Here is a 12,446-nt window from a genome sequence, read left to right on the forward strand (position 1 = left end):
GAGTAGGATAGTTTGGAGTAATCCTTTATGATAAAATGTGGCTAAAAGCCTAAGGTGGATTCTATGGAGAACTGTTCACAAATAATGGGAATTCCAGTGCCCAAAATAACAATGGAAGATACAGTCCATATCATTGACCAAGTAATAACGGAAAATAAAGCGGAACTGTTTCATGTGGTAACGCTTAATCCAGAAATCACTATGTCTAGTCAACATGATTTGCTGCTCCATACCATAATTGATGAAGCGGGTCACCTAACCGCGGACGGTGCAGGGATTGTCATGGTCTCTCGTTTAAAGGGAAATCCACTTCCCGAACGTGTTACAGGATGTGATCTTCTATTCAATTTATTAGAGATGGGGAACAGAAAAAATTGGTCATTTTATCTTCTGGGCGCCAATGAGATAACAAGTAAAATGGCAGCGGAAGTAATTAGTAAGAAATACCCAAATGTATCCGTTTTGGGTAGACAGCATGGATTTTTTGATCAGAAGGATGAGGCACAAATTGTAAATGAGATTGCGACCTTGAGTCCCGATGTTCTAGTGGTTGCACTTGGAGCCCCAAAAGCTGAATTTTGGATACATAAATTTAAAAACGAATTAAATGTTAGAGTTGCTATTGGCGTTGGAGGAAGTCTTGATATCATTGCTGGGACAGTAAAAAGAGCACCAGTTATATGGCAGAAGTTAAATGTGGAATGGCTTTATCGATTATTAAATCAACCATCCAGATGGCGAAGACAATTAATTTTGCCTCGTTTTGCAATGAAAGCATTGTTATTTAAAGAAAATAATCGGTGATAACGGAACAGAAAAAGGTTTGGGAGAACTAGTCAAGGAGGAGAGTGGAAAGTATGTTTCATGTAAAAGAGTTGTTATCCGATCAGTTATTAGCAAATGCTAATGACCCTAGTTGGTACCTACCATTTTCAGCTGCAGTTGACAATTTATCGGAGGAAGTAGCTTTTTGGAAGCCTAGTGAAGATAGTAATAGTATCGCTGAAATTGTGCAGCATTTACTTTATTGGAATGAAACATGGCAAACCAGGTACCAAAAATCTGATGTCAATGCCGTGCCCTCCATAGGAGATAACAATAAAAGTTTTATAATTCCTAAAGACAAAAAGTTCACTGATTTAAAAGATCAATTATTAGATGTGCTTTTAAAATGGCAAGATCTACTTACTGAAGAAAAAGTCGAAAGTGATGTAATCGGATTTCCGGTGGCTGCCAAGTGGTGGGGGATACTTGGAAATGTATCAACTCATAATGCCTATCACATTGGTCAAATTTGCTATATTCGGAAGCTGCAAAAGAGCTGGAGTAAATGATTAGTCGATATTGCGCCGATGAGCAGTAGGCTATTAGCCACAAAGGAGGTTACTATGACAGAGAATCTTATTGAACGTGCTGCCGGTGGATTAGTTCTTCGCAAGACACATTCAGGAGTCCATGTCCTACTCATTCACGATAGATATGGACATATTGCTTTCCCAAAGGGCCACCTGGAATCCGGAGAGACATGGGAGGATGCTGCAATCCGAGAAATTTCAGAAGAAACGGGGATTAATTCCAGAATTCTTTCACTTCTTGGCGACATTGAATATCCGATCGAACGAAAAGGGTTAACCATTCGCAAGCAGGTGCGCTTATTCCTTCTCGAAGCCATTGACGAACAGGCTGAGCCAATCCACCAGGCTAACGAAATTCAAGGTGCTCAATATTTCATTTGGGATGATGCCGTTCGACTACACTTGGAACGAGGTTATGCGGACTTAAATTGGGTGTTTGATAAGGCGGAAGAACTTATGAATTTGCACGAGAAACACTGACTGGCTGGAAGGCATATACGATACAATTACATGTTTTAATGGGTAAAATTGTAGTCTCAAATCTATCAACTTGTTGAAAAAGAATAGGTTCTCATTAAAAGCCGCGCAAATCGCGGCTTTTTCTCATTTTATAAGAAAACTCTTCTCGCATTCTTTAAAAAAGTCAGCATACTGTTAGAGGCAATTTCAACGCTATTGTATGATAGGAGCAATGAAACGCAGAAAGAGGGGAACTACTTGGCCGAGGCAGCAAAAATGCAAAAGAGAGTTTTTAAAAAGTATATCCCGCTAACAGTAATGACGGTTCCTGGGTTGAAGAGAGCCGCAAGTATATTGGGAGGTCTATTAACGGAGTGTATGGCAATGTTGGATAACGATTTTAGCTTAATAAAATAAAATCATGATGTCGGCCTGTGCCTTTATGGTGCGGGCTTTTTTGTTTACGCGACAGAGATCTGAAAATGAAGTAAACCAGCGTATGATTTGGGCAAATTGGGAAACCTTAGGTGTAGCTAATTCGCGTTTACTTTCTCAAGGAGGACAGAACATGTCAGTCACAGTCAAGCAATTAATAAAAGGGATCTCAATTATAAGTGTGATAACTGCAGTGGTTGTTGGTTGCACCAGTAAATCTGGGAATAATACGCAGGGAACAGCTTCAGCAACACCGAAGAGCACCAGTGCTGCCTCTGAGGATTTGTTGGCCTCAATTAAGAAGTCAGGCAAAATCAGAATTGGCTTGATGGGGACGTACGCACCCTACAATTTTCTCAATGATAAACATGAAGTGGACGGATTCGATGCCGATGTCGCCAAGGAAGTAGCCAAGCGGATCGGTGTTCAGGCGGATTTCATTACGGGCGAGTTTTCCGGATTAATTGAAGGGTTGCAAACAAATAAGTATGACGCGCTGGTCAGTCAAGTTACCATTACAGATGACCGCAAGAAAACGATGGATTTCTCAACGCCCTACATAAAAAATAGTGTGAGTGTCATCGTTAAAAATGAGAATACCACTGTGAAGGGGATTGAAGATTTTAAAGAGAAAAAAATTGGGGTTGGTCTTGGAACAAATGATGAGACTTATTTACGCAACGAAGTGCTGCCGAAGGTAGGTACCTTTGATATCGTGACCTATAACGATGTAATTACATCACTTACGGATTTGAATGCGGGTAGAATCGATGCCACAATCAACAATATTTTTGCCATTCAACCGTTGGTTGAAAAGAATCGCTTTCAGATTAAAACCGTAGGTGCTTCCGTAAAAGATGACTTTGCCGGTATCGCGATTCGTAAAAATAACGCTGAACTCTTAAGTGCATTGAATAATGCATTGGCCGAAATGAAATCAGACGGAACCTTTAAACAAATTTTCCAAAAATGGTTCAAAGTCGATCCTAACATCTGAGCATCAGTGCGTAGGAGGATGCATGTATGGAGCTTGTTTGGCAAAATCTCGACTTTCTATTGAAGGGTGCGTATTACACGCTGTTAATCACCGTGGTGTCGATGTTTTTCGGCTTCATTCTTGCTCTGGTTTTGGCGTTTGCTCGTCTAAAAGGAAACATCGTTGTGAAGAATATCGCGAAGTTTTATGTTTCTGTTTTTCGGGGAACGCCAATTCTCGTTCAGATTTTCATCATCTACTACGGCTTACCGGATTATGGCATACGTTTGGGTCCCCTTACAGCCGCTTTTCTTTCACTCAGCCTTAATATTGGCGCTTTTTTATCGGAAACCTTCCGCGGTGCCATTCTATCTGTCAGCAAAGGGCAGACGGAAGCTGCGATGTCACTAGGTCTTACTCCTTGGCAAACGACTTATAAGGTTGTACTGCCACAGGCCGCGCGCGTTGCGATACCGCCGATGGGCAACACTTTTATCGGGATGCTCAAGGAAACATCGCTCGTTTCCATTGTTACCGTGACAGAGCTGCTCCGTACGGCTCAGCTTTTGATTGCACAGTATTATATCGCTATGCCATTTTATATCGCTATTGCTGTTATGTACTGGGTCATGAGCTTGCTATTTTCCCATCTGCTGACGAGGATTGAAAAGAATTTATCTAAGGCTTATTAAAGGTGTGAACCGTATGATTGAAGTGAATCAGCTTTCGAAGAGTTTTAATGACTTGCAAGTGCTGCAACAGATCGAGTTTAAAATGAAGGCCAAAGAAATCGTCGTGCTGCTTGGACCGAGCGGTTCAGGGAAAAGCACGCTGCTGCGCTGCCTCAATGGGCTGGAAGAGCCGGATTCCGGGACAATACGCATGGATGATGTTACATGGAACGCTAACATGGCCAAATCCGCGAAGCGGGAAGCCATTCGACGAATTCGATTAATGAGCGGGATGGTCTTTCAATCTTTTCATTTGTTTTCCCATATGACAGTGCTTGAAAATATTACGATGGCGCCTATGCTAGTTAAAAATTTGAGCGCTAAGCAAGCGGCAGAGCTAGCAGAAAGATTACTCGTGAAAGTCGGTCTTCTGGAGAAAAAGCACGAATATCCTTCCCGCCTTTCCGGCGGCCAGCAGCAGCGAGTAGCGATTGCACGCTCGTTGGCGATGCAGCCGAAAGTGATGCTTTTCGATGAGCCGACTTCGGCGCTGGACCCTGAACTGACCAGTGAAGTGCTTCAGGTTATGAAGGAGCTTGCACTTGATGGAATGACGATGATCGTTGTCACTCACGAAATGAAGTTTGCGAGCGAAGTTGCAAATCGAATTATTTTTATGAGCGATGGTGCCATTCAAGAGGAGGGGAGTCCGAGTCAATTTTTCGTACAGCCGCAGACAGAACGTGCTCGCAGATTTCTAAGACAGTTAGGGGATTTGTAGGCATATCGCCTCACGTAAGCCGAAGGAGAGGAGAAAAATACCAGTGTTCCATCCCGATGAGCATCATTTAAACACGATTGCGGCAAGAGCACGAGTACTGATGGAGGAAAAGAACCTGGATGCGCTTGTGGCATCGTCTTATGAAAATTTCTATTATCTTTGCGGGCATGAAAGCACATTTATGTATACTTTGCGGATGAGTGAAGTTGCATTAGCGGTCCTATTCCGTGATCCCAGTTCCAAGACAGTCATGATTATGAATGACTTTGAAGCGGCTGGCGTATCCAGCGATTTGCCGAATTGTGAGCTGCGAACTTATCCGACTTGGGTAGATGTTGATGATCCGCTCGGTATGAGAGGCGGCAAGTATGAAGGCAAACGACCAACAGGTCATCAGGCGCAGGAAATGTTCGGTCTGCTCCAGAAGACGCTAGCGGAATATGGCTGCCAAGCCGGCAGAATTGCTGTCGAACTGAACAACATGCGGCATTCCTCAGTGGAAGCGCTGCATCAGGCTGTACCAGAAGCGGAGCTGGTGGAGGCACAAGGTCTGTTCACAGCGCTGCGCATGATCAAAACAACGTGGGAGATCGAGCAGCTTCGAGCCGCGTGCGCCTACGCGGAAGCAGGTATAACGGATGCGATTCAGAGCATTCGGCAAGGCAGCACAGCGCAGGACATCGTGCATGAGTTTCGCCTGTCTTTGATGAAAGACGTGAAGGGCTTATCCGCACGTTTCGATATGATTGCTGTGGGTGCTTCATTTGCACCTGCTCATCGTTTTGATACCTACCCTGCGAAAACAGGGGACGTCATCAAATTTGATGTTGGCGTGGACGTGAACGGCTACGGGTCCGATATTGCGCGGACCTTCGTTCTCGGCAATCCCTCGGAAACGATATCGCGGGTCTACAGCGCATTGAAGGCTGGTCACGACCGCCTTTTGGAAATCATAACACCGGGCATCTCGATGCAGGCAGTATTCGAGGATGCAATGGCAGTGATCCGGCGCTCGGGGCTTCCGAATTACAATCGTGGGCACCTTGGGCATAGCGCAGGTTTAAGCCTCGCAGCCGAGGAGCCGCCTTTCCTGGGTCCATCAGAAGCGACATTGTTCCAGCCTGGAATGGTCATTTGTCTTGAAACGCCTTATTACGGTTACGGCATTGGTGCGATGATGATCGAGGATATGGTGGTGGTCACAACGAATGGTTGTGAACGTTTGAATCACCTTTCCCGAGAGCTCGTTTTTCTGTGAGAATGGAGATGTGTTTTTCATTGACAAATTTTGGTCAATGGTGCTATTGTGTAAATACCGAGTAAACTTATAGGAATATATTAATCTAACACTGACCGGAAAACCGGAAGCATGGATGCTAAATCCATGCTTTTTTTCATCTACCAATATTGTGGAATGAAAAACTTTTATGGAGGAATGACGTTATGAGCACTCAAAATGCTGATAGAATTTCACAGGACAGAAGAGAGCGAGCTTTTCAGGAAGCATTGACTTACCAGCAATTTATTGACAGCGCCAAGGTAAATGTTGAAAGGTTTCAGGGGAATTTCGAGCAGTATACATTGAGCAAACAGGAATTAACTTATTTCAAGAGTCTTCCAGATCCAATAAATGTCTTGGTGCTAGCCCACGATTGGTGCGGAGATGTTGTTGCGAATTTACCTTTATTTGCTAAGATTGAGCGCGAAACGGGTAAACTGAAACTGCATATTCTACTACGAGATCCTGACAATCAAGATATTGCTGCTGCTTACCTGCATAAAGACGGGCGTAATCATATTCCAACCTATGTGTTTTTTAATCGAGCCGGAGAGGAGCTGGGCTTGTTCATAGAACGCCCCGATCAAATAACTGATCTAATCAGCACTTGGAAGGAGGAATTTTGGAATCTTCACCCAGAGTGGGAAGGGAGAGGTAAGGCACTTTCTGAATTGGATGAAGAAGTAAAAAGGTCGTTGTTACATTATTTAAATGAACAACGCCCAAAGGCTCGTGAGCAAGAAAAGACGGCCATTATTGAAAATATTCGTTCCATTCTCGGCTAATTCGATAAAATAGGAGGATTTCTCATCAAATGCCTATTCCAACATTAGATCAGGACCATAAGTTCCCCGGGAAAACATATGCGGAAGTTGTCTTAAGTCCAGCCTATGACCATGCCAAGGAAGAATTGTTGAGTCCCATGATGGACATTAACAAAGCGCATTTAATCATGCTGTGGGAGCAATCTTTAATAAGTGATCATGATGCCCATACGCTTGCAGTCTCCTTAAAGGATATGGATGTTGAGCGGCTGAGGGAAACTTCTTACACGGGAGAATTCGAGGATTTGTTTTTTGAAGTCGAGCACCAATTGCACGTATTGGCTGGAGAAGCTGCAGGTAATTTGCATCTAGGGCGAAGCCGGAATGATATGGGAATAGCGATCTATAGAATTACGCTGAGGAAAAAACTTTTGGATACATTGTCATCCGCTCTATTTCTGGAGGAAAGTTTGTTGCAATTTGCACGTTCTCACGTCCATACAATAATGATTGGTTATACGCATACCCAGCAGGCCCAGCCTACGACATTAGGCCATTATATAGCAGCAGTTTCTGACTCGCTTGGCCGGGATATCCGCCGACTTCAATCCGCCTACGCGAATTGCAACCGCAGTAATATGGGAGCTGCTGCTCTAACAACTTCCGGATTCCCTGTGAACAGGGAGCGTATGGCTGAATTACTTGCATTTGATGATCTTATTGAGAATGCATACGATGCAGTTAGCGGAGCGGATTACGTCGGTGAAAAGCAACAAGTGTTCAACTTGCGGCAATAAACCTAGGCCGTTTTGTACAAGAACTGCTGCTTTGGAGCACGCAGGAATTTGCCGTTCTGAAGGTGGCGGCTCCCTATGTTCAGATTAGCTCTATCATGCCCCAGAAACGAAATCCTGTATCTATTGAGCATATGCGCTCCCTTTTGTCTAGTTGTGTTGGCCTTACACAGACCGTGTTGACGATGATTCATAATACCCCGTTTGGCGATATTGTTGATACCGAAGATGATATGCAGCCCTACGCGTGGAAAAGCCTTGCGGTACTTGAATCCATTTATCGGCTGCTTGCTAATGTTATCGCAACACTTACGATTAATAACGAAGTGCTGGAGGCCAGAGCAGAGGAGAGCTTTTCGACGGTTACTGAGCTTGCGGATACACTGGTTCGTGAGGAGCAGCTTTCGTTTCGAACCGCACATACCATTGTTAGCAGTGTCGTGCGAAAAGCGTTGGAGTTCGGAAATTCCAAACGTTACCTTTCCTTAGAACTGCTAAATGATGCTGCTTCTGAGGTTATTGGACGTAAGTTGGAAATAAGTGAAGAAAGGCTAAAACTTGCGTTGAATCCCAGGAATTTCATTCATGTCCGAAAGATTATCGGCGGACCGAATCCATCAGAGGTGGAGCGGGCGTTGGACGGGCAAGATCAGCGAGTAAATGTTGAGAAAGAATGGCTCGCTAATAAAAGAAGCGCGATACACGACACACATGAGAAAGTGGAACGCGTACTCAATAAACTGGCTAAACTAGATAAATAGATCCGTTCAGTTCAATTTACCGGATAACCGGAGATGAGTTTTCTTCTGCCATGAGGAGATAACACATCTCTTTTTTATTATTCTTAGAGACATAAATTAAGGAGGAAGATGGCTATGTTTAAAAATGGTTTTCGTGTTTTTGATATTCATGCTCATTTACCTTATTCTTTGCCATTAGGTTCACACCATGAGTTCATTCATCGTCACAAAGCGCTGCGATCCGAGCGTATGCGTTTGACTTGGGATTTTCCATCCCAGCCAGACAATGAAGAGGAGTCCAAGCGTCCGCTCATAGACCGATGGATCAATGAATTGGATCGATATTCAATTGGCGGTATTAATTTCTTAACAGCTTGGAATAACGATGATCTGGCTGCGCAAATTCGTAAATATCCAGATCGTGTGACCGGATTTGCCCATCACGCCATTGAAGAGCCGAATGCTGCGGAAGAACTTCAGCGAGCCGTTGATACGTTAGGTTTGAAAGGTTATAAAATTTTTGGACCGCTGGTTGAGATTCCGTTTCATGATCCCCGATTGGCTCCGGTATGGCGGTTTCTGTCTGAGAGAAAGCTTCCGGTTCTGATCCATTTTGGCCTACTAGGTCACACGGGAGGAATTGTTCAGCATTTGAACATCAACCCGCTGGCCATTTTCAACGTGGCCAGAGAATATCCCGACATCCCGTTTATCATCCCGCATTTTGGAGCCGGATATTTTCAGGAACTGCTGCATTTATGCTGGAGCTGCCCTAATGTCTATATCGACACTTCGGGATCTAATCAGTGGATTCGATGGAGTCCTTATGAGCTGACGCTGGAGACGTTATTTCGCAAAACCTATGAACTCGTTGGACCTGAGCGTATCATCTTCGGTACTGATTCGAGTACGTTCCCTAGAGGATTCGTATACCGATATTTGCAGGACCAGGTCAGGGTCTGTAGAGATCTTCGTTTCAGTGAAACGGATATTGAACTTATTTTCGGAAACAATGCAAGGAAGTTACTGCAAGTAGGTACACATTCACTTATAAGTGGAGGGGAAAAAAGATCATGACAACCACATACCGCATAGCCAAAGGAGCTTTTGTTTCATCTTTAGGATTCATTGTTCTACTAACCGGTTGTTCGGCAGGAGATAGTAAATCAGTATCGACTACAGCTGCAAATAGTCCGACCGCATCACAAGCAGCCGTTACGGCCAATGCAAGTAATGATGAGAAAGTGATTATTGAATACTGGCAGTATCAGTACCCAGCCAAGGTGGAGCTCATTACCAAATTAATTGACGATTTTCAAAAGAAATATCCGAACATAACGGTAAAGCAAACTACTTTCCCATATGATCAATACAATGAGAAAGTGGCGACGCTCGTACCTGCCGGCAAAGGACCGGATGTCATTAATCTGTATTATGGATGGCTTCCCAAATATGTCTCATCGGGCTTTTTACAGCCTCTCCCGGAAAGCGCATTTTCTGAAGAGAAAATTAAAACAGAGTTTTTCCCTTTTGTTGAGACAGCGAAGCTGAATGGAAAATATTTTGCCATACCGACGGCGGTACGAACACTTGCGTTGTTCTACAATAAGGATCTATATGCGAAAGCAGGACTTGATCCGAGTAAACCGCCCGCTACTTGGGATGAGCTAGTCACATATGGGAAGAAGTTAACCGAAAAAGACAAGAATGGTCAATTTGTTGTTGAGGGCATTGCTTGGCAGCCGGGAGCGCAGCTGCACCACTGGTTCCGAGATGCATTGATTTATCAAGCGGGAGGTAAAGATATCAGCGATGACCGCCGGCATATTCTGTGGAATGAATCCCCTGCAGGTTTAGAGGCGTTCAAATATTTAATTGACTTGTCGCTTGTTCATCAATTGGGTACAAAAGATTTTTACAATGATGACATCACGGCGTTCAAAGGTGGTCATGCAGCGATGAACATTGACGGTTCCTTCCAGCTGGGGGGAATTGGTAAAGATGCACCAAACCTTAATTATACTGTTGCGCCACTGCCTTCTTATAAAGATAAAGCTACTCAGGTTTCCTTCTGGGCAAACGCAATTACGAAAAATGTGCAAGGAAAGAAGCTTGAGGCTGCTACAGCATTTTTGCAGTTTCTAACAAGTAAAGAAGTTCAGGAGCAGTGGGCGGAGAAGGTAGGAGAGCTGCCTGCCAAAAAAGAGGTCGCTCTCCAAGATAAATATACGAAGGATGAGAAACTAGGGCCGTTCATTAGCCAACTCAGCTATGCTCATGCGCATTACTTCGTGGATGAGAAACTCGAGAGAGATTATTTCACACAGGCTGTCGATGAAGTCGTGTTGAACAAAGTTCCGTATGAAAAAGCCTTTGATGACCTGGTGAAGAAAACTCAAAAGCTATTTGATGATTATTGGGCCAAGCAGGATAAAAAATAATGTTAAAGCAAAAATATTTGTTCATCTACAGCTGCTTACTAATTCCACTTCTCTTTTTCTTAAGCATTCGAATCGTACCGATCCTTTACTCGTTTAACATAAGTTTCAGGGAGTGGGATATGCTTTCGGAAGAGAAGCCTTTTGTCGGCTTGCAAAATTTTGTTCATTTATTCCAGGATGAAGTTTTTATTGCGTCGATTCGAAATACGCTCATTTATGTCATTGTTGGTGTGCCTGCACAGCTTCTGGTAGGACTTGTGATTGCACTCTTGCTGCAGCGGCTAAATCGGTTAAAGGGTTTCTTTCGTACCCTTTATTTTATCCCTTATGTGACAAGCGTTGTAGCCGTAAGTTGGGTATTCCGTTGGACATTAATGAAGAACGGTATTGTGAACGCGCTGCTGATTAAGCTTGGGTTCGAGCCGCAGCTATTTCTTGGATCTCCCTCACAGGGAATCTACATCATTATTGCCGTTATAATTTGGCAAAATATCGGGTTTCAAATGCTCATTTTCCTGACGGGGTTGGAGACAGTACCGAAGTCCTATGAAGAAGCGGCTGCGATTGATGGCGCCAATTCATGGCAAAGATTGTGGTCTATCACGCTTCCGCTGCTGAATCCCGTGATTGTCTTTTCGGTCGTGATCGCGACGATAAGCTTTCTGCAATCGTTCACGCAAGTGTTGAACATGACAAACGGCGGGCCCCTGAACTCTACCGTTTCACTAGTCCTTTACATTTATAATTTAGCCTTTAAGCATTTTAAAATGGGGGAAGCATCGGCCGCCACGATTATCTTATTTGTAATGATCCTGTCATTGTCTCTTCTACAGATGAAGATACTCAATAGAAAGATTGAATATTGACGGAACGGCCAAGATTACGGAGGTGTAACAATGAGCAGAACGTTCCGGTTGATTTTACTAGCAGTCGGAAGTTTGGGCATGATTTTTCCATTTGTGTGGATGATATCAACATCTCTGAAATCTCCGGTTGATGCTTTCACACTAAACCTATTACCGAAACAAGCAACATTGTCTAATTACGCGGAAGTATTCATTCGGACGCCATTCTCTCAATGGATTCTGAACAGCGTTATCATAGCTATTATAACAACGATAAGCGTCTGTTTCTTTGATACTGTGATTGGGTATGTCTTGGCAAAGTTCTCATTTAGAGGAAAGAAACTTATTTTTGCTGCCATTCTGAGCACATTAATGGTTCCTACCGAAATGCTCATCATTCCTTGGTATTTGCTCACCGTAAAGCTGGGTTGGGCAGACACGTATATAGGTATTTTATTTCCTGGTCTTATCTCGGCATTTGGTATCTTCCTTATGAAACAATTCATGGAATCCTTGCCAATGGATCTACTGGATGCTGCAAGAATTGATGGAATGAATGAGTGGAACATTCTTTTTCGTATAGCCATTCCGCTTGTAAAACCTGCGCTTGCCACGCTATGCATTTTATCTTTTCTTGGTAGTTGGAACGCGTTTATATGGCCGTTAATTGTTACGCAAACCCCGGAACGCCTGACGATTCCGGTAGGAATCTCTTATTTCTCAAGTGAATTAAAAGACAGCGCAAGCTGGGTATTAATCATGACGGGAGCCTCATTATCTGTCATTCCGCTTATTGTTATTTTTTTCATTTTTCAGAAACAAATTATTCGAGGGATTGCTCTTACAGGATTTAAATAATGGGGTAGAAAAAGTCAGGGCATGGTAATCGGAGAAAAGCGGTGACAG

The 12,446-nt window shown here is 43.6% G+C and carries 12 protein-coding genes and 1 pseudogene; all 13 read left to right on the forward strand.

The features are described 5' to 3' along the window. Nucleotides 1–63 precede the first annotated feature (63 nt). The 13 genes and pseudogenes from ACKTT9_RS11725 (at nucleotide 64) to ACKTT9_RS11785 (ending at nucleotide 12,398) form a co-directional block, all read left to right on the forward strand. Nucleotides 64–804 (forward strand): WecB/TagA/CpsF family glycosyltransferase, encoded by a 741-nt coding sequence (locus tag ACKTT9_RS11725; RefSeq protein WP_407871692.1) that lies wholly within the window; start codon nucleotides 64–66, stop codon nucleotides 802–804. A gap of 53 nt (nucleotides 805–857) precedes the next feature. Next, nucleotides 858–1,334 (forward strand): DinB family protein, encoded by a 477-nt coding sequence (locus tag ACKTT9_RS11730; protein WP_407871693.1) that lies wholly within the window; start codon nucleotides 858–860, stop codon nucleotides 1,332–1,334. A 54-nt stretch (nucleotides 1,335–1,388) separates the two neighbouring features. After that, nucleotides 1,389–1,835 carry an NUDIX hydrolase gene (locus ACKTT9_RS11735; RefSeq protein ID WP_407871694.1) on the forward strand — a complete coding sequence of 149 codons (447 nt, stop codon included), beginning with the start codon at nucleotides 1,389–1,391 and terminating at the stop codon, nucleotides 1,833–1,835. Between the two features lie 547 nt (nucleotides 1,836–2,382). After that, a complete protein-coding gene (locus tag ACKTT9_RS11740) occupies nucleotides 2,383–3,246 on the forward strand; it encodes a transporter substrate-binding domain-containing protein (RefSeq protein ID WP_407871695.1) in 864 nt (287 codons plus the stop codon). 26 nt (nucleotides 3,247–3,272) lie between these two features. After that, nucleotides 3,273–3,917 (forward strand): amino acid ABC transporter permease, encoded by a 645-nt coding sequence (locus tag ACKTT9_RS11745; protein ID WP_407871696.1) that lies wholly within the window; start codon nucleotides 3,273–3,275, stop codon nucleotides 3,915–3,917. 13 nt (nucleotides 3,918–3,930) lie between these two features. Continuing rightward, a complete protein-coding gene (locus ACKTT9_RS11750; protein ID WP_407871697.1) occupies nucleotides 3,931–4,677 on the forward strand; it encodes an amino acid ABC transporter ATP-binding protein in 747 nt (248 codons plus the stop codon). 43 nt (nucleotides 4,678–4,720) lie between these two features. After that, complete coding sequence (locus ACKTT9_RS11755) at nucleotides 4,721–5,935, forward strand: M24 family metallopeptidase (RefSeq protein ID WP_407871698.1); 1,215 nt, start codon at nucleotides 4,721–4,723, stop codon at nucleotides 5,933–5,935. A 185-nt stretch (nucleotides 5,936–6,120) separates the two neighbouring features. Further along, nucleotides 6,121–6,741: a thioredoxin family protein gene (locus ACKTT9_RS11760; protein WP_407871699.1), complete on the forward strand. Its 621-nt coding sequence runs from the start codon at nucleotides 6,121–6,123 to the stop codon at nucleotides 6,739–6,741. A 29-nt stretch (nucleotides 6,742–6,770) separates the two neighbouring features. After that, nucleotides 6,771–8,275 (forward strand): annotated as a pseudogene (argH, locus tag ACKTT9_RS11765) (argininosuccinate lyase). A gap of 114 nt (nucleotides 8,276–8,389) precedes the next feature. Continuing rightward, the gene (locus ACKTT9_RS11770) at nucleotides 8,390–9,331 is read left to right on the forward strand and encodes an amidohydrolase family protein (RefSeq protein ID WP_407871700.1); all 942 of its coding nucleotides are present in this window, start codon (nucleotides 8,390–8,392) and stop codon (nucleotides 9,329–9,331) included. After that, nucleotides 9,328–10,695, forward strand: coding sequence for an extracellular solute-binding protein (locus ACKTT9_RS11775; RefSeq protein WP_407871701.1), 1,368 nt, complete (start codon nucleotides 9,328–9,330; stop codon nucleotides 10,693–10,695). The genes ACKTT9_RS11770 and ACKTT9_RS11775 overlap by 4 nt, the downstream gene beginning before the upstream one ends. Continuing rightward, nucleotides 10,695–11,561, forward strand: a complete 867-nt coding sequence (locus ACKTT9_RS11780) for a carbohydrate ABC transporter permease (RefSeq protein WP_407871702.1) — start codon at nucleotides 10,695–10,697, stop codon at nucleotides 11,559–11,561. The genes ACKTT9_RS11775 and ACKTT9_RS11780 overlap by 1 nt, the downstream gene beginning before the upstream one ends. Nucleotides 11,562–11,591: 30 nt before the next feature. Next, nucleotides 11,592–12,398 (forward strand): carbohydrate ABC transporter permease, encoded by an 807-nt coding sequence (locus ACKTT9_RS11785; RefSeq protein ID WP_407871703.1) that lies wholly within the window; start codon nucleotides 11,592–11,594, stop codon nucleotides 12,396–12,398. Nucleotides 12,399–12,446 lie beyond the last annotated feature (48 nt).

It is taken from the genome of Paenibacillus sp. P36, assembly GCF_045866505.1.
Lineage (GTDB): Bacteria > Bacillota > Bacilli > Paenibacillales > NBRC-103111 > Paenibacillus_E > Paenibacillus_E chondroitinus.